Consider the following 16,659-nt stretch of genomic DNA (forward strand, 5'->3'; position numbering starts at 1 on the left):
AAGCACACGCGAAAGGCCCGGGAATCCGTTCCCGGGCCTTTCTCCGTGCGGAGCTCCTGTCGGGAGCGGGCGCCGTCGGTGCCGCCCGGACACGGGCGCCCGGAGCGGTCGTCGAAGCTTCCGGCGTCAGAGGACGCTGCGGTACACCCCGAGCGTCGTCTCGGCGATCGAGCCCCAGTCGAAGTGCCGCTCCGCCCGCTCGCGCCCCGCCGCGCCCATGGCGGTGGCTTTCGCGGGGTCCTCGACGAGAGCGTTGAGCGCCGCGGCGAAGTCTGCCACGAACTTCTCCGGGTCCAGGGGCGTCCCCGTGCCGTCCTGGACCTGTTCGAGGGGCACCAGGGTGCCGGTCACGCCGTCGTCGATCACCTCCGGGATGCCTCCCGTGGCCGAGGCGACCACGGCGGCGCCGCAGGCCATCGCTTCGAGGTTGACGATGCCGAGGGGTTCGTAGATGGACGGGCAGGCGAACACGGTGGCGTGGCTGAGGATCTGGATGACCTCGCGCCGCGGCAGCATCTTCTCGATCAGCACCACGGAGCCGCGCCGCTCGCGCAGGTCCGAGATGAGCACCTCGGTCTCGGCCGCCAGCTCCGGTGTGTCGGCGGCGCCGAGGCAGAGGACGAGCTGCACGTCGGCGGGCAGGTGGGCGGCGGCTCGGAGGAGGTACGGCACGCCCTTCTGCCGCGTGTTGCGGCCCACGAAGACCACGCTCGGGCGGTCCGGGTCGATGCCGTGGGCGCGGAGGGCGTCGTCGTCCTCGTCGCGCGACCACTGCGCCACGTCGATGCCGTTGTGGACCACGTGCACCTTGCCGGGGTCGACGTCGGGGTAGCTGCGGAGGATGTCGGCCCGCATGCCGGCGGAGACGGCGATGACGGCCGCGGCCGCCTCGTAGGAGGTCTTCTCCACCCAGGACGAGAGGGCGTAGCCGCCACCGAGCTGCTCGGCCTTCCAGGGGCGCAGAGGCTCGAGGCTGTGCGCGCTCAGGACGTGCGGGATGCCATGCAGCAGGGACGCGAGGTGGCCGGCCATATTGGCATACCAGGTGTGCGAGTGCACGAGGTCGGCGCCTTTGATGGCGTCCAGCATCTGGAGGTCGGTACCGAGGGTCTGCACGGCGGCGTTCGCTCCGGCGAGCCCCTCCGGGACGCCGTACGAACGCACCGAGGCGCCGTGGTAGTCCTCCGGCCGGGCTGCACCGAACGCGTGGACCCGGAGGTCGACCTGTGGCGCAAGGACCCTGCTCAGTTCGGCGACGTGCACCCCCGCGCCACCATAGATCTCGGGGGGGAATTCCTTGGTCACAATGTCTACTCGCACTCCCCCAACGTAGTGCAGTGCGCCGGAGTCCTCTAGTGTGAAGTGACCGGAAGGGTTCCGGGTGTGTGACCTACGCCTCATCGGCCACCGGTCGAGAACGCAGAACACTCAAGGAAGAGCGGGGGGTCGATAGTGGCACCGAAGAAAGTACTTGCCGTGGTGTTGGCAGGCGGAGAAGGCAAGCGGCTGATGCCGCTGACCGCGGACAGGGCCAAGCCGGCCGTGCCGTTCGCGGGCAGTTACCGGCTCATCGACTTCGCCCTGTCGAACCTCGTCAATTCGGGATACCTCCAGATCGTGGTGCTCACGCAGTACAAGTCCCACAGCCTGGACCGGCACATCTCCGAGACCTGGCGGATGTCCACGCAGCTGCAGAACTACATCGCATCCGTCCCGGCGCAGCAGCGCCGCGGCAAGAGCTGGTTCCTCGGCAGCGCGAATGCCATCTACCAGTCCCTGAACCTCATCCACGACGCTCAGCCCGACATCGTCGTCGTCATCGGCGCAGACCATGTGTACCGCATGGACTTCCAGCAGATGGTCGACGCCCATGTCAAGAGCGGTGCCTCCGTGAGCGTCGCGGCCGTCCGGCAGCCGATGAACCTCGTCGACCAGTTCGGCGTCATCGAGGTCGACCAGAACGACCCCGGGCGCATCGCGGCGTTCGTCGAGAAGCCGAAGACGACGCCGGGCCTGCCGGACGACCCCAACAGCTTCCTCGCCTCCATGGGCAACTACGTCTTCACCACCGATGCGCTCGTCAAGGCCCTCGAGGACGACGCCGCACGGCTCGACACCAAGCACGACATGGGCGGGGACATCATCCCCTACTTCGTGGAGCGCAACGACGCCGCGGTGTACGACTTCACCACCAACGACATCCCGGGCGCCACCGACCGGGACCGCCAGTACTGGCGCGATGTCGGCACCATGGACTCGTACTACGAGGCCAATATGGACCTCATCTCGCCCCTGCCGCTCTTCAACCTCTACAACCTGCAGTGGCCGATCTACACGCGGCAGAGCGTCTCGCCACCGGCGAAGTTCGTCCGGAGCGCATCGGGCCGGTCCGGCGAGGCGCACGACTCGATCGTCTCGGCCGGCGTCGTCGTCTCCGGTGGTGCCGTGAACACCTCCATCCTGGCGACCGACGTGTTCATCGACGAGGCCGCCGAAGTGACGGGCTGCGTCCTCCTGGACAAGGTCACCGTCGGTGCGGGTGCGGTGGTCCGGCGGGCCATCATCGACAAGAACGTCCGCATCCCCCCTGGTGCACAGATCGGCGTCGACTTCGAACTGGACCGAAGCCGCGGCTTCGCCGTCACGGACTCGGGACTGACGATCGTCAGCAAGAACCAGGTCGTCGAGCCGGCCTACCCGGTGGTCTGAGCCGAACGCACAGAGGCCCCCGGCACGCGCCGGGGGCCTCTGTGCGTTCGGGTCCGGGCGGGGTCAGGCGACCCTGGTGATGGCGACCGTCACGTTGAGCGTCGATCCCCCACCGCCGGACAGGATCCCCTTGAGCGGGGAGACGTCCCGGTAGTCGCGGCCGCGGGCCACGGAGACGTGGAAGTCGCTCACCGGGCCGCTGTTGGTCGGATCCCAGCCGCGCCACTCGCCGTCGTACCACTCCACCCAGGCGTGCGACTGTCCGGCGACCGTCTCGCCGATACCCGCGCTGCGGCGGGGGTGCAGGTAGCCGGAGATGTACCGCGCGGGGATGCCGAGGCCGCGCAGGGCTCCGATCGCGACGTGCGCGAGGTCCTGGCAGACGCCCGCGCGTTCCGCCCAGGCATCGCGGGCGCTGGTCTGCACGCCGGTGGCGCCCTGGACGTAGTCCATCTGCTGCCGCAGCCAGTCGAAGACGGCCCGGGCCGTCTCATGGGGGTTGCGGTCGTGTGCGAGGGGGGCGACCAGCGCGCGCACCTCCTCACCCGGCTCGCTGAGATTCGTCTGGGCCAGCCAGTCGGCGAACTCGTCGGTGAGGAACGGGGCGGCGAGGTCCTCCCAGGACAGGATCTCCGCCTCGCCGGGCACCCGCTCGACGCGGCTGACCTCGACGGTGGAGAGGGCTGTGACCTCGAGGTGCTCGTGCGGCACATGGACGTCGAACGACGTCACGCGGGTGCCCCAGTAGTCCCGGTAGGTGGACACGGCGGCGCTCGACGGACTGACCTTCAGGGTGGATTCGAGGACCACCTGCTGCGGGTCGGTGAGGGGGGTCATGCGGGCCTCGTTGTAGGACAGCGAGACCCGGCCGCGGTAGTCGTAGCCGGTGCGGTGCTCGATCAGCAGGCGTGTCATGAGACCTCTCCAACCCAGGACAGCTCGTCCGCCTGGGAAAAGTACGTGCGGGACACGGCGTCGGAGGCCCGCGCGCAGGCCTTCTGGATACGGTCCATGTGCTCGGGCAGTTCGGACATGAGGTCCCGTGTCTGGTGGAACTCGAGGAAGGTCCTGGCCTGCCCGACGATCCGGGTGGCGTCGTTGATGAATCCGACGCGCTGGTACGCGGGATTCAGCTGGGTGAGGCACTTCTCGGCGTCGCTCAGCGCGTACACGATGGACCGCGGGAACAGGCGGTCCAGGAGCAGGAACTCGGCGGCCTGCTGGTCGCCGAAGGAGGCCCGCCGGGTCCGGAGGAAGGATTCGTACGCGCCTGCGCACCGCAGCATGTTGACCCAGGACAGACCCGCAGCGTGGACGTCGTGCGTGGAGAGCATCCGGGCCGTCATGTCGGCGCGTTCGAGGCTGCGCCCGAGGACCAGGAACTGCCAGGACTCGTCGTGGCTCATGGTGGTGTCCGACAGTCCCCGTATCATCGCCGTCCGCTCCACCACCCAGTGGCAGAAGCGGTAGGTCCCGACGACGTCCTTGCGGTGCTGGGTCAGGCCGTACCAGGTGGTGTTCAGGCTCTCCCAGACGCTGCTCGAGACGGTCTCGCGGGCCCGCCGCGCATTCTCACGTGCGGCTCCCAGGGCGCCGGCGATGGAGGTCGCGCTCGTCCGGTTGTAGGCGAGGGCCTGGAGCAGGTCCGAGAGGTCGATGTCGTCCTTCTCGGGGCGGCTGCCCATGACGCCGAGCAGGTGCCGGGAGGTCTCCCGCTGCTGGGCGAGCGGCATCTGGTTGAGCCGTTCGAGGTGGACGTCGAGGATGCGCGCCGTCCCGTCGGCGCGTTCGACGTAGCGGCCGATCCAGAAGAGGGATTCAGCGATGCGGCTGAGCATGGGGCCTGCCTTCCATGGAAGTCGGGGAAGTCGGGGAAGTCGCGACGATCATTGCTGCTGCTGCTCCGATTGCTTGTCCTGCCAGTTGGTTTCAATCGGCCAGACGCTGGTGCGTTCGCGGACGGTCACCGCCGGGCGTTCCTGCGGCACGTCCGCCGGACTGCGCACCCCGCCGTCCACCACCCAGGTGTCCTTGGAGCCTCCGCCCTGGCTCGAGTTCACGATCAGGGAACCCTCCTTCATGGCCACACGCGTCAGTCCGCCGGGAAGCACCCAGACCTCCTCGCCGTCGTTGACGGCGAAGGGCCGCAGGTCCACGTGGCGGGGGCTGAACTGGCCCCCTGACATGGTCGGCACGGTGGAGAGCTGGAGGACCGGCTGGGCGATCCAGCCGCGCGGGTCCTCGAGGACCTTGGCGCGGAGGGTGTCGAGTTCGGCCTTCGTGGCGTCCGGGCCGATGACGAGTCCCTTGCCGCCGGAGCCGTCCACGGGCTTCACGACGAGTTCATCGAGCCGGTCGAGCACTTCCTCACGTGCCGGGGCATCCTCGAGCCGGTACGTGTCCACGTTGGCGATGATGGGCTCCTCGCCCAGGTAGTACCGGATGAGGTCGGGGACATAGGTGTACACGAGCTTGTCGTCGGCCACGCCGTTGCCGACGGCGTTCGCGATGGTCACCATGCCGGCGCGGGCAGCATTGACGATGCCGGGACACCCGAGCACCGAGTCCGCGCGGAACTGCAGGGGGTCGAGGAACTCGTCGTCGATGCGCTTGTAGATGACATCCACGCGCTGCTCCCCCGCCGTCGTCCGCATGTACACGCGGTTGCCACGACAGATCAGGTCGCGTCCCTCCACGAGCTCGACGCCCATGAGCCCGGCGAGCAGGGTGTGCTCGAAATAAGCGGAGTTGAAGACGCCGGGCGTCAGCACCACGACGGTCGGTTCCTCGACGCCGGGAGGCGCCGTCTTGCGCAGGGCGGCGAGGAGGCGGCGCGGGTATTCCTCGACCGGCCGGATGTGCTGCTGCCCGAAGGCCTCCGGGAGCCCTTTGGCCATGGCCCGCCGGTTCTCCAGCACGTAGCTGACACCGCTGGGCACGCGGACGTTGTCCTCGAGGACACGGAAGGTGCCCTGCTGGTCCCGCACGACGTCGATCCCCGAGATGTGGACGCGCACGCCGCCCGCCGGAGCGAACCCGGCGACCTCCCGGTGGAAATGGGCGCTGGAGGTGATCAGCCGCCGCGGTATCACCCCGTCGGATACCACCGTCATCTTGTCGTAGACGTCGCTGAGGAACGCCTCGAGCGCCTTCACGCGCTGCGCGACGCCGCGTTCGAGGACCTCCCAGTCGCTGCCCGCGATCACGCGCGGCACGATATCGAGCGGGAAGGGACGCTCCTCACCCGCGAAGTCGAAGGTGACGCCGCGGTCGAGGAAGGTGCGCGCCATCGAGTCGGCGCGGGCTGTGACATCGGCGAGGTTGAGAGCGTCCAGGGCGGCCGCGACCTGGCCGTATTCGGTGCGCGGACGGTACCCGGCATCGAACATCTCATCGAAGGCGGTCGTCTTGCGGGCGGCGGCTGGATAGTCAGCAAAGAGCTCGGACATAACCCAACAGTGCCATGGATGAAGCGCCGATACGCACCGCCACACGCGCCGTTAACATGCCCGAAACGAAGCGGAGAGGCTGCGTGATTGAATGGCCGGATGGAGAACGAGAACCTGCGCCGCGACGAGGCGGCCGCGCGGTCGGCCCTGCTGGAGACCGGGAGCTACGCCGTCGAGCTCGATCTCTCGGACGCCCGGAATACCGGGGAGGGGACGTACCGGAGCACCACCACCGCGGTGTTCTCGTGCCGCGAGCCCGGCAGCTCGACGTTCATCGACTTCATCGGCGAGGTCACCGCCGTGGAACTGAACGGACGGGTGCTGGACCCGACGGCCGTGAGCGATGGCGCCAGGGTCCTCCTCGACGACCTCGCGGCCTCGAACACGGTGACGGTGGAAGGACGCGCGGCCTACAGCGCGAGCGGCGAGGGACTCCACCGGTTCGTGGATCCCGCCGACGGGGAGACCTACCTCTACACCCAGTACGAGCCGGCCGACGCGCGCCGCGTCTTCGCGAACTTCGAGCAGCCGGACCTCAAGGCCTCCTTCTCCTTCCGCGTGATCGCACCCGCCGGCTGGACCGTGGCCTCGAACGGTGCGGAGGCGGCGGTCGAACCGCTCGACGACGTAGCCGGCTCGGCCGTGCGGTGGACCTTCGAGCCGACCCGGCGGATCTCGACCTACATCACCACCATCCTTGCCGGCCCGTACCACTGCGAGACCGACTCGTGGACCGGTGCCCCCGGGACGGCCGGGGAAGGCCTCGAGGTGCCGCTTGCACTGTTCTGCCGCCGCTCCCTCGCGCCGTCCTTCGACGCACCGGAGATCTTCGATACCACCCGGCGCGGTCTCGACTTCTTCCACGACCTGTTCGACTACCCGTACCCCTTCGGCAAGTACGACCAGGCGTTCGTGCCCGAGTACAACCTCGGTGCCATGGAGAATCCCGGGCTGGTGACCTTCACGGAGAACTACGTGTTCCGGTCGGCGGCCACCGAGGCGCAGCGCGAGGCGCGGGCCAACACGATCCTGCACGAGATGGCGCACATGTGGTTCGGGGATCTCGTGACCATGTCCTGGTGGGACGACCTGTGGCTCAAGGAGTCCTTCGCCGACTACATGGGAGCGCTGGCGGTGGCGGAGGCCACGCGGTGGACCACGTCCTGGGTGAGTTTCGCGAACCGCCGCAAGTCGTGGGCCTACGTGCAGGACCAGCTCCCGACGACGCACCCGATCGTCGCCGACATCCCCGACCTCGAGGCCGCGAAGCAGAACTTCGACGGCATCACCTACGCCAAGGGCGCCTCGGTGCTGAAGCAGCTCGTGGCCTTCGTCGGGCGGGAGGCCTTCACCGATGCTGCGCGCCGGTACTTCCGGAAACACGAGTACGGGAACACGACGCTCGCCGATCTCCTCGACGTGCTCGCCACCGCCACGGGACGGGACCTCGGCGCCTGGTCGCGGTCCTGGCTGCAGACGTCCGGCGTGCCGTCCCTCGGAGCGGAGGTCGCCGCCGACGGCGGCGTGCTCCGACAGGTCACGATCGTGCAGGACGCGGTGGACCCGGTCACGGGCGTGGAGGAGCCCCGTCCCCACCGGATTCGGGTGGGCCTGTACTCCTTCGACGCCGAGGGCTGGCTCGTGCGGACGGGCGCCGAGGCGGTGACCGTCGAGGGCGGCCGGACGCCGGTCCCTGCGCTCGCCGGGACCGCGCAGCCCGACCTCCTGCTGGTCAATGACGACGACCTGACCTACGCCAAGCTCTCCTTCGACGGGCATTCGCTCTCGACCCTGCTGTCCTCGATCCACCGCCTGCGCGACCCACTGGCCCGGGCCACGTGCCTGACGGCCCTCTGGTCCAGCACGAGGGACGCCCGCCTGCCGGTGGACTCCTACCTCGACGCCGTTCTGCTCGCCGCGCCGGCCGAGACCGGCGTGGGCGTGCTGCAGGTCCTGCTGGCCAATACCGGAACCGCGGTCGAGCGTTTTGCTCCGGCAGACCGGCGTGCCGGCCTCCGCGACCGCGTGAGCGGCTTCCTGGAGGAGGGGCTGCGGACGGCCGCCCCGGGATCCGACCTGCAGCTCGCCTGGGCGCGGGCACTGGCCTCCGCCGCCAGGACCACTACCCGGGCGGCCGACGTCGTCCGCGCCGTGCTCGACGGCGACGAGAGGATCGCAGGGCTGCCCCTCGACCCCGAGCTGCGCTGGCTCTTCCTGCAGGGACTGGCGGCACAGCAGCGCGTGCTCCCGGGCGAGCTGGAGGCCGAGCGGGCTTCGGATGAGACAGCGTCGGGAAGGGTCGGGTTCACCCTGGCCTCCGCCGCGATCCCGGACGCGGGGATCAAGAAGGCGACGTGGGAGGAGGCCGTGCACGGAGACCGCTTGTCCAACGAGCTGCTCAGCGCGGCGATCGAGGGGTTCGTGCTGGGCCCGCGCGAACTGCTCGGCCGCTACGAGGAACCCTACTTCGGGGCGCTCCGCGAGGTCTGGGCCTCGCGTGGCATCGAGATGGCGAGCAGGATCGTGCGTGGCCTGTACCCGGGCCGTCAGGACCTCGACGGGGCGCCGGAGGAGCACCCCGTGGTCATCCGGACGGATGCCTGGCTGTACGGCAATGCCGACGCTCCGGCGGCACTGCGCCGCATCGTCCTCGAGGAGCGGGACCACCTGCTGCGCTCCCTCGGGGCGCAGGCTCAGGGCACGCGGTAGAGCCACTCCTCGGTGCCGAACTTGCGCTCCACGAGCTCTCCGGCGCGCTGCAGCTCGTCCTCGGACAGCGTCGCGTCCACGGCGCCGTAGCGCTGCCGGAAGGTGGAGATCATCACGTCGATGATCTCCTCGCGGGTCACGCCCGTCTGGCGGCGCAGCGGATCCACCCGCTTCTTGGCGCTCTTCGTGCCCTTGTCGGACATCTTCTCCTTGCCGATGCGGAGCACCTCGAGCATCTTGTCGGCGTCGATGTCGTAGCTCATGGTCACGTGGTGCAGCATGCCGCCGTTGGCGAGCCGTTTCTGCGCCGCACCGCCGATCTTGCCGATCTCCGTGGCGATGTCGTTGAGGGGCTGGTACCAGGCCCGGATGCCGAGCTTCTCGAGGGCCTCCATGACCCACGCGTCGAGGAAGGGGTACGAGTCCGCGAAGCTCAGGCCGTCCACGAGCGACTGCGGCACGTAGAGGGAGTACGTGATCGCGTTGCCGTGCTCCATGAACATGGCGCCGCCGCCGCTGATCCTGCGCACGACGCTCACACCGTGCCGGGCGGCGCCCTCGGGGTCCACCTCGTTGCGCATGGACTGGAAACTGCCGATCACCACGGACGGCGACTGCCACTCCCAGAAGCGCAGGGTCGGGTTGCGGGCGCCGGAACCGACATCGTGCGTCAGGACCTCGTCCATGGCGACGTGCATCGCCGTGGACAGCGGGGTGGGCGGGATGATCTCCCACTGGTGGTCGGCGAAGCCGGTGGCCCGGCCGAGGGCGCGCCGGACGGCCGTGGCGATGGCGGAGGGCGAGAACCCGAACAGGACGGCGGAAGGATCGAGGCGTGCCGTGACGGCGCTCGCGAGTTCCCCGGGCGACGTGTCCGCAGGGAGGCCCTCGAGCGCGGCGTTGATGTCGAGGAGGGCCTCGTCCGGCTCGAGGAAGAAGTCACCGTTGACGGAGACGCCGGTGAGGTGCCCGTCCCGGACTGAGAGGTCCACGGCGGTGAGCTTGCCGCCCGGCGTCTTGTACTCGCCGTGCAGGCGGTCGTCGTCCGATGCTGGTGCCATGGTGGACCTCCTGGGTGCCGGCCCGCTGCGGGCGCGGTGCTGGTGCTGCGGAATGGATGACTGTGCTCGGTGAACGCGGCGTTAAGCGGGAAAAGCCACGCCGTAGCGGCATGGCTTTTCCTCGTGGACGTAGGCGCGTGGCCTCGGTCCGGGGTGCTGCGGAAGGCTACTTCTTGCCGCCGAAGCCCTTGAAGCGGGCGTTGAAGCGCTCGACACGACCGGCGGAGTCCATGATGCGCTGCTTGCCCGTGTAGAACGGGTGCGACTCCGAGGAGATCTCGACCTCGATGAGGGGGTAGGTGTTGCCGTCTTCCCACTCGATGGTCTTGGACGAACCGACCGTGGACTTGGTCAGGAACGCCTTGTCGGAGGCCAGGTCGCGGAAGACGACCGACTGGTACTGGGGGTGGATTTCAGACTTCACGGGACTACCTTCTCTGGTTGCCTGGATTTTGCCAGGCACGGGAAAATGAAAGGTTGGCAACAGGGCCAGCTACTCATACTAGCGCAGGAGTCGCCCCGACGCTAAAGCGCGTGCGCACCGAGGGCGTCGTACCGGCATTCCCAGAAGGCGACGGCGGCCGCCGCGGCCACGTTGAGCGAATCCACTCCCCCGTGCATCGGGATGGTCAGGGCGACGTCGGCCTCGGCGAGTGCACCGTCGCTCAGTCCGTCGCCCTCGGTACCCAGCAGGAGTGCGAGGCGCTCGTGCGTCCCGGCGGCGAACTCCCCGAGCGGCACGGCCCCGGGCACCAGGGCGAGGGCTGCGACCGTGAAGCCTGCACGCCGGACGGCGGCCAGGGCATCCGGCCACACCTCGAGCCGGACCCAGGGCACCTGGAAGACGCTGCCCATGCTCACGCGTACCGCCCGCCGGTAGAGCGGATCGGCGCTGCGGGGGCTCACCAGGACGGCATCGATGCCGAGGGCCGCCGCGGAGCGGAACACGGCGCCGAGGTTCGTGTGGTCCACCATGTCCTCGATGATGGCGACGCGGTGCGCGGACGCGAGGACATCCGCGAGCGGGAGTGGCTCGGGACGGTGCATGGCGGCCAGGGCGCCGCGGTGGAGATGGAAGCCCGTGATCGCCTCCAGCGTGGCTTCCGGTGCCACGAAGGCGGGGACGGACGGGAACCGCGAGAGCACGTCCGCCAGGTCGGGCAGCCACTTGGAGGCCAACAGGAAGGATCGGGGCACATGGCCCGCGTCGATCGCTCGCCGCAGCACCTTGGAGCTCTCCGCGATGTAGAGACCCTCTGCCGGTTCCTTCGCGAGGCGGAGCTGGACGTCGGTGAGGTTCCGGTAGTCCGAGAGGCGCGGATCGTCGACGTCGTGGAGCTCGACGAGCGCCATCAGGTTCCCGTACCCGTCACCGGAGCGGCCGGCGCCGTCACGCCCGGGCGACCGCACTGTAGCGGCCGTTCTCCTCGGTGACCTTGAGGGCGACGTCGAACGCTTCGCTCAGGTTCTCCTCGGTCAGGACGCCGGAGAGCGGGCCGGCGGCGACGACCCTCCCGTCGCGGAGCAGCAGCGCGTGGGTGAAGCCCGGCGGGACTTCCTCGAGGTGGTGCGTCACCAGCACCATGGCGGGCGCTTCCTCGTCCCGCGCAAGCTCCGTCAGGCGCTGCACGAGGTCCTCGCGGCCGGCGAGGTCGAGACCCGCAGCGGGTTCGTCGAGGAGGAGCAGCTCCGGATCGGCCATGAGGGCCCGGGCGATCTGCACGCGCTTCCGCTCGCCCTCGCTGAGGGAGCCGAAGCGACGGTTCATGAAGCGGGACATGCCCCACGTGTCGAGGAGGCGGAAGGCGCGCCGTTCGTCGAGGCGCTCGTACTGCTCCCGCCACCGGCCGGTGACACCGTAGGAGGCCGTCACGACGACGTTCAGGACCGTCTCGTCGTCCGGGACCTGTGAGGCGAGGGCCGCGGACGCCAGTCCGATGCGCGGTCGGAGCTCGAACACGTCGACCGCGCCCATCACCTCGTCGAGGATGCCCACCACGCCGCGCGTCGGATGCAGGCGTGCCCCCGCGAGCTGCAGCAGCGTGGTCTTGCCCGCTCCGTTGGGGCCCATGACCACCCAGCGCTCACCCTCGCTGACCTGCCAGTCGATGTCATCGAGAAGGGTCTTGCCGCCCCTGACGAGGCTCACTCCCGCCAGTTCCAGAACGTCGCTCATGGTCCTAGACACTAGGCTAAGGAGCGGCTCCGTGGCGAAACCGGGAGCCTCCCGAGGATCATGCACCTTCCGGCAGACGCCGTCGGGGTCCTCCCGGCGGTGCCGGGTAGGGACCCCGTCCTGCCCGGCGTCCCCGGGCAGGACGGGACGTACACGACGACGCCGCCAGCGGCACGGACAGGAGCGGACAGCATGCCGGAGAACATCCCGGTCAGTATCCCGGACAGCACGGCTGAGAGCATGGCGGACAGCGCGAGGGTCGTCGCTTATGCACGCCGGCTCGAGGACAGGCAGCACGAGGACCTGGTATCCGTCCTGCGTGACCTCGGCGCCCGGGTCACGGAAGTATCCGTGGCCGGGGCCGCGACGTACGCCGTCCTGACGGTCGACGTCGTCCTGCCTGCGGACCGGTCCGCGCGGCTCAGCGCACTCCGCACCGGACTGTCGGAGTGGACCGGCAGGACCGGCATCGGAGCGGCCCTCGTCCCGGCGCCGGTCTACGCACCCGGCCCGAAGCTGCTGATCATGGACGTCGACTCGACGCTGATCAAGCAGGAGGTCATCGAACTGCTCGCCGCGCACGCCGGACGTGAGGCGGAGGTGGCCGCCGTGACCGAGGCGGCGATGCGCGGAGAGCTCGACTTCGAACAGTCCCTCCACCACCGCGTGCGCGCGCTGGAAGGCCTGCCCGCGTCCGTGATCGACGAGGTGGCCGGCAGGATCGAACTGAGCGATGGCGCCGAGGAGCTCGTGGCTGCGTATCTCGGGGCCGGCCACCGCGTCGGTGTCGTCTCGGGAGGCTTCTCGCAGGTCCTGGCACCCCTCGCCGAGCGCCTCGGCCTCTCCTTCGCCAAGGCGAACGACCTCGACATCGCCGGCGGTGTGCTGACAGGGCACGTTCGCGGCGCCGTCGTCGACCGCCGGGAGAAGGCGCGCATGCTGCGCACCGAGGCGGCCCGTGCCGGAGTCCCCCTGGCGGCGACCGTGGCCGTGGGCGACGGTGCGAACGACCTCGACATGCTGGCGGCTGCGGGCCTCGGCATCGCGTTCAATGCCAAACCCGCGGTCCGCGCGGCAGCCGACGCGGCCCTGGACCTGCCCGACCTCGACGTCGTCCGCCACCTGGCCGGCCTCTAGGCTCCAGCCCTTCAGGTTCTCCCGGGCAGCGCCTCGTCCCTGCGGGGCGGCTGTGCGGCCGGAACGCGGCGCGCCCCGGCCGACCTGCCGGGGTCAGCTCTTGGCGAGGAAGTCCTCGGCGCCGCCCACGTATTCCGTGTGGCCGGTGGGCACGTCGGCCGTGACCATCCGGACGATCTCGGTGGCGAACTCCGACACCGAATACAGGCGGCCTGCCTCCTGGCGCCGTGCCTCGATGGCGCCCGGCGTCGCCCGGTCGAGGAGGGTCGCAGTGACCGTGCCCTCGATCATGTCACCGGACACGACCACGAGGGAGATGCCCTTCTCGTCCAGCTGCGGGATGAGTGCGCGCAGTGCGTCCTCGCCGGCCCGCTTGCTGCGGGCGACGGGCTCGTAGGCGTCCATCGTCTCCACCTTCTCGATGAAGTGCGCCTGGTGGCTCGTGATGAAGACCACGCGCGATCCCGCGGGCATCACCTCGGCGGCCGCGGTGAGCATGTTGACCTGCGCATCGCGGTTGAGCTTGAGCGCGTAGTCCTCCCCCATGCCCGTCTCCATGCCGCCGGAGGCGTTGAGCACGAGCAGGTTGAGCCCGCCGAAGGTCGACACTGCGGCATCGACCAGCGCGGCCGGTCCCTCCGGCGTGGTCAGGTCCGCTCCGACGGCGACGGCCTTGCCGCCCGCCGCCTCGATCCCCGCGACGACCTTGTTGGCGCGCGGCGCCTTCTGGCGGTAGTTGACGACGACGGCCGCGCCCTGCGCGGCGAGTTGCTGCGCGACGTCGGCTCCGATGCCGCGGGACGATCCGGTGACGATTGCTGTGGTGCCCTCGAGGGTGGCCATGGTGCTCCTTCTGCTGGAATCCGGGGATGGTGCGGGCACGGAGCGGAGGCTCCGCGGGAATCAGTGGGGGTCAGTGGCCCATGCCGAGGCCGCCGTCGACGGGGATGACGGCGCCGGAGATGTAACCGGCCGCGTCGCCGGCGAGCCAGGACACGACGCCGGCCACCTCGTCGGGGGATGCGAAGCGCCCGGCCGGGATGGTGGCCAGGTAGCTCTTGCGGGTGTCCTCGGGGAGCTCCGCCGTCATGTCGGTGTCGATGAACCCGGGTGCGACGACGTTCGCCGTGATCCCGCGGGACCCCAGCTCCCTCGTCAGCGAGCGCGCGATGCCGATGAGTCCTGCCTTCGACGCCGAGTAGTTGATCTGGCCGGGCGCCCCGTAGAGACCTGTGACGCTGGAGATCAGGATGACGCGTCCGCGCCGCAGCCGGATCATGCCGCGCGACGCGCGCTTGACGACCCGGAACGCTCCCGTGAGGTTCGTGTCGATGACGTCGGTGAAATCGCTCTCGGTCATGCGCAGGAGCAGCGTGTCCCGGGTGATGCCCGCATTGGCGACGAGCACCTCGACCGGACCGTGCTCGGCCTCCACCTGCGTGAAGGCCGCATCGATCTGCTCCTCGCTCGTGACGTCGGCCTTGACGCCGAGCATACCCTCGGGCACCTCGCCACTTCGGTAGGTGATGGCAACCTTGTCGCCGTTGGCTACGAATACCTTGGCGATGGCAAGGCCGATCCCCCGGTTTCCTCCGGTGATGAGGACGCTGCGTCCGGAGGCCGTCGTCTTGCTGTCTGCATCAGATGCCAAGGGGAAACTCCTCTATCTGCGGGCCGGAAGGGGTCCACGTTGTTCGCTGTGTTGTTCGCCGTGTTGTTCGCTGCCGACGGTCCCGTCAGGGACCCGCCGCAGCGTGCCGACCCTTTCAGGCCTGCCGTGCGGCCAAACTATCCCGACGATCCTAGCGGGGCATCCCTCGACTTCGGGAACGGGACCCGGAGTGAGATAATTGAGGGATTCTCCTTGGAGTGTGATGAGTAAACAAACGAAGCACAACCCAGACGTCCACACCATCTCCGATGCCCGTGAATCACACAGCGACGAGATGCGGTCACGAATGATCAGGTACTCGGTGTCGATGGGGCTCCGCCTCATCTGCTTCGTCCTGGTCTTCGTCGTCCCCTATGTGTGGCTGCAGTGGGTGATGATCGCCGGTGCCGTCTTCCTGCCGTACTTCGCAGTGATCATCGCGAACGGCGGAAGCGATACCAGCAACATCCGGCACAGCGATGCGCTGATCGATCGCGCCCCGGTCCGTGAGATCGAGGCTCGGGTGGTCGACGCGGGTCCGGCGGACGAGGACGAGGTCCTCAGCGGCGAGATCATCGATGACACGCACCAGCGCGCGCATGGCTCCTCTGCCGCGCGCAACGGCACCACCGGTGCAGATGCCTGAGATCCCTGCGGGCCGACCCGCGGTTGCCTCGACCGCAGGCCTTGGCCTGTTCGGGGCACCGCGGGCCGCGGACAGCGGCGGACCCGTCTGCTCGCGCAAGGGCTGCAGGAATGCCGCCGAGTGGCAGCTGCTCTGGAACAACCCGCGCATCCATACGCCCGATCGCCGCAAGGCGTGGGCATCCTGCCCGGGCCACGTCGAGTGGTTCGAGGAATACCTCCGGGATCGCGGACTCTGGAAGGAGACGCTCCCCCTGACAGCCGATCAACCGATGGAGACCCGCTAGGTGTACCGCTTCCTCTTCTCCGCCCGCTGGCTCGGCTGGCTCGCCATGGTCACGGTGCTGGCCGCCGGATGCGTGGGCCTCGGACGCTGGCAACTCGACCGTCGTGAAGCGGTCGTGGAGAACATCCAGCGCATCGAGGCGAACTACGACGCCGCCCCTGAGCGCTACCTGCCGGGCGAGAACGGCTTCGACAGCTACGACCCGGACCGCGAGTGGGCTCCCGTCACGTTCACCGGGATCTACGACGTCGCGAACCAGGTCGTCGTCCGCAACCGGCCGCTGAACGGACAACCGGGCTACGAGGTGCTCACGCCCCTGAAGCTCGACGACGGAACGGCCGTCATCATCGATCGCGGGTGGCTGCCCATCGGCAACGTCGAGGCGGGGCGTCCCGACGAGATCCCCGCTCCCCCTGCCGGCGAGGTCGAGGTCACGGCCAGGACGAAGCCCGGAGAGCCGGCGGTCAACCGTGGGGCCCCCGAAGGCCAGGTCGCATCGATCGACCTCTCCGCGCTCGCGGACAGGCTCGACTATCCGCTGCAGGAGGCGGCGTACGGCCTCCTGGCCGTCGAACGGCCGGCCGCGGCGCAGACGCCGGTTGCCGCACCGAAGCCGTCCATCGACGAAGGCCCGCACCTGTCGTACTCGATGCAGTGGTTCGCCTTCGGAGTCCTGGCCTTCGTGGGCCTCGGCTACGCCGCACGCCAGCAGCGCCGCAGCGACGAGGAGCAGGACGGGACGGCTCCCGAGAGCCCGGCACGCCGGCGTCGCCCTTCCTCCGAAGAGGAGGAGGACGCCATCCTCGACGCGCAGGGCATCCGCTAGGTCAGCCGGC

16 protein-coding genes are annotated in these 16,659 nt (G+C 69.4%); 6 read left to right on the forward strand and 10 right to left on the reverse strand.

Annotated elements, in window-relative coordinates; translation table 11 throughout:
• Positions 1-126: 126 nt before the first annotated feature.
• Positions 127-1,320, reverse strand: a complete 1,194-nt coding sequence (gene glgA / locus ACX80I_RS07230) for a glycogen synthase (RefSeq protein ID WP_459344451.1) — start codon at positions 1,318-1,320, stop codon at positions 127-129.
• A gap of 129 nt (positions 1,321-1,449) precedes the next feature.
• Here glgA and glgC point away from each other — a divergent pair, with 129 nt between their 5' ends.
• Positions 1,450-2,709: a glucose-1-phosphate adenylyltransferase gene (glgC, locus tag ACX80I_RS07235; protein WP_459344741.1), complete on the forward strand. Its 1,260-nt coding sequence runs from the start codon at positions 1,450-1,452 to the stop codon at positions 2,707-2,709.
• 63 nt (positions 2,710-2,772) lie between these two features.
• Here glgC and ACX80I_RS07240 read toward each other — a convergent pair whose 3' ends face one another.
• From ACX80I_RS07240 to ACX80I_RS07250, 3 genes are read right to left on the reverse strand one after another with little or no spacing between them, the layout of a single operon-like run.
• Positions 2,773-3,624 (reverse strand): transglutaminase family protein, encoded by an 852-nt coding sequence (locus ACX80I_RS07240; RefSeq protein WP_459344452.1) that lies wholly within the window; start codon positions 3,622-3,624, stop codon positions 2,773-2,775.
• Positions 3,621-4,547, reverse strand: a complete 927-nt coding sequence (locus ACX80I_RS07245) for an alpha-E domain-containing protein (RefSeq protein WP_459344453.1) — start codon at positions 4,545-4,547, stop codon at positions 3,621-3,623. Before ACX80I_RS07245 ends, ACX80I_RS07240 begins: the two co-directional genes overlap by 4 nt.
• 48 nt (positions 4,548-4,595) lie before the next feature.
• Positions 4,596-6,158: a circularly permuted type 2 ATP-grasp protein gene (locus ACX80I_RS07250; RefSeq protein WP_459344454.1), complete on the reverse strand. Its 1,563-nt coding sequence runs from the start codon at positions 6,156-6,158 to the stop codon at positions 4,596-4,598.
• A 99-nt stretch (positions 6,159-6,257) separates the two neighbouring features.
• Between ACX80I_RS07250 and pepN the strand changes: the two genes are divergently transcribed.
• Complete coding sequence (pepN, locus tag ACX80I_RS07255; protein WP_459344455.1) at positions 6,258-8,867, forward strand: aminopeptidase N; 2,610 nt, start codon at positions 6,258-6,260, stop codon at positions 8,865-8,867.
• On the opposite strand, the gene lplAB is transcribed toward pepN, so the two are convergent.
• The 4 genes from lplAB to ACX80I_RS07275 form a co-directional block, all read right to left on the reverse strand.
• The gene (lplAB, locus tag ACX80I_RS07260; protein ID WP_459344456.1) at positions 8,852-9,928 is read right to left on the reverse strand and encodes a lipoate-protein ligase LplAB; all 1,077 of its coding nucleotides are present in this window, start codon (positions 9,926-9,928) and stop codon (positions 8,852-8,854) included. The two genes, pepN and lplAB, sit on opposite strands and share 16 nt — an antisense overlap.
• A gap of 166 nt (positions 9,929-10,094) precedes the next feature.
• A complete protein-coding gene (locus ACX80I_RS07265; RefSeq protein ID WP_087073176.1) occupies positions 10,095-10,352 on the reverse strand; it encodes a type B 50S ribosomal protein L31 in 258 nt (85 codons plus the stop codon).
• A gap of 101 nt (positions 10,353-10,453) precedes the next feature.
• Positions 10,454-11,281 carry a TrmH family RNA methyltransferase gene (locus tag ACX80I_RS07270; protein WP_459344742.1) on the reverse strand — a complete coding sequence of 276 codons (828 nt, stop codon included), beginning with the start codon at positions 11,279-11,281 and terminating at the stop codon, positions 10,454-10,456.
• A 37-nt stretch (positions 11,282-11,318) separates the two neighbouring features.
• Positions 11,319-12,104: an ABC transporter ATP-binding protein gene (locus ACX80I_RS07275; RefSeq protein WP_301227793.1), complete on the reverse strand. Its 786-nt coding sequence runs from the start codon at positions 12,102-12,104 to the stop codon at positions 11,319-11,321.
• 240 nt (positions 12,105-12,344) lie between these two features.
• Between ACX80I_RS07275 and serB the strand changes: the two genes are divergently transcribed.
• Positions 12,345-13,241, forward strand: a complete 897-nt coding sequence (serB, locus tag ACX80I_RS07280; RefSeq protein WP_459344743.1) for a phosphoserine phosphatase SerB — start codon at positions 12,345-12,347, stop codon at positions 13,239-13,241.
• A 93-nt stretch (positions 13,242-13,334) separates the two neighbouring features.
• Here the strand turns inward: serB and ACX80I_RS07285 are convergent, their stop codons facing one another.
• Together ACX80I_RS07285 and ACX80I_RS07290 are read right to left on the reverse strand one after the other, a co-directional pair.
• Positions 13,335-14,084: an SDR family oxidoreductase gene (locus ACX80I_RS07285; protein WP_459344457.1), complete on the reverse strand. Its 750-nt coding sequence runs from the start codon at positions 14,082-14,084 to the stop codon at positions 13,335-13,337.
• A gap of 70 nt (positions 14,085-14,154) precedes the next feature.
• The gene (locus ACX80I_RS07290; protein WP_459344458.1) at positions 14,155-14,892 is read right to left on the reverse strand and encodes a beta-ketoacyl-ACP reductase; all 738 of its coding nucleotides are present in this window, start codon (positions 14,890-14,892) and stop codon (positions 14,155-14,157) included.
• A 223-nt stretch (positions 14,893-15,115) separates the two neighbouring features.
• Here ACX80I_RS07290 and ACX80I_RS07295 point away from each other — a divergent pair, with 223 nt between their 5' ends.
• The 3 genes from ACX80I_RS07295 to ACX80I_RS07305 are packed head-to-tail and all read left to right on the forward strand — an operon-like array spanning position 15,116 to position 16,649.
• Entirely contained in the window at positions 15,116-15,538 is a 423-nt protein-coding gene (locus ACX80I_RS07295) for a DUF3099 domain-containing protein (protein WP_459344459.1), read from the forward strand.
• Positions 15,531-15,824, forward strand: a complete 294-nt coding sequence (locus tag ACX80I_RS07300; protein ID WP_459344460.1) for a hypothetical protein — start codon at positions 15,531-15,533, stop codon at positions 15,822-15,824. Before ACX80I_RS07295 ends, ACX80I_RS07300 begins: the two co-directional genes overlap by 8 nt.
• Positions 15,825-16,649 carry an SURF1 family cytochrome oxidase biogenesis protein gene (locus ACX80I_RS07305; RefSeq protein ID WP_459344461.1) on the forward strand — a complete coding sequence of 275 codons (825 nt, stop codon included), beginning with the start codon at positions 15,825-15,827 and terminating at the stop codon, positions 16,647-16,649. It abuts the gene before it with no gap.
• Positions 16,650-16,659 lie beyond the last annotated feature (10 nt).

The organism is Arthrobacter rhamnosi (assembly GCF_054510855.1).

What these genes read in the sequence shown, in the direction of transcription:
- serB (WP_459344743.1), top strand. Translation starts at nt 12,345, where the DNA reads ATGGCGGACAGCGCGAGGGTCGTCGCTTATGCACGCCGGCTCGAGGAC.
- lplAB (WP_459344456.1), bottom strand. Translation starts at nt 9,928, where the DNA reads ATGGCACCAGCATCGGACGACGACCGCCTGCACGGCGAGTACAAGACG.
- ACX80I_RS07240 (WP_459344452.1), bottom strand. Translation starts at nt 3,624, where the DNA reads ATGACACGCCTGCTGATCGAGCACCGCACCGGCTACGACTACCGCGGC.
- pepN (WP_459344455.1), top strand. Translation starts at nt 6,258, where the DNA reads ATGGAGAACGAGAACCTGCGCCGCGACGAGGCGGCCGCGCGGTCGGCC.
- ACX80I_RS07295 (WP_459344459.1), top strand. Translation starts at nt 15,116, where the DNA reads ATGAGTAAACAAACGAAGCACAACCCAGACGTCCACACCATCTCCGAT.
- ACX80I_RS07300 (WP_459344460.1), top strand. Translation starts at nt 15,531, where the DNA reads ATGCCTGAGATCCCTGCGGGCCGACCCGCGGTTGCCTCGACCGCAGGC.
- ACX80I_RS07250 (WP_459344454.1), bottom strand. Translation starts at nt 6,158, where the DNA reads ATGTCCGAGCTCTTTGCTGACTATCCAGCCGCCGCCCGCAAGACGACC.
- ACX80I_RS07285 (WP_459344457.1), bottom strand. Translation starts at nt 14,084, where the DNA reads ATGGCCACCCTCGAGGGCACCACAGCAATCGTCACCGGATCGTCCCGC.
- ACX80I_RS07245 (WP_459344453.1), bottom strand. Translation starts at nt 4,547, where the DNA reads ATGCTCAGCCGCATCGCTGAATCCCTCTTCTGGATCGGCCGCTACGTC.
- ACX80I_RS07270 (WP_459344742.1), bottom strand. Translation starts at nt 11,281, where the DNA reads ATGGCGCTCGTCGAGCTCCACGACGTCGACGATCCGCGCCTCTCGGAC.
- ACX80I_RS07275 (WP_301227793.1), bottom strand. Translation starts at nt 12,104, where the DNA reads ATGAGCGACGTTCTGGAACTGGCGGGAGTGAGCCTCGTCAGGGGCGGC.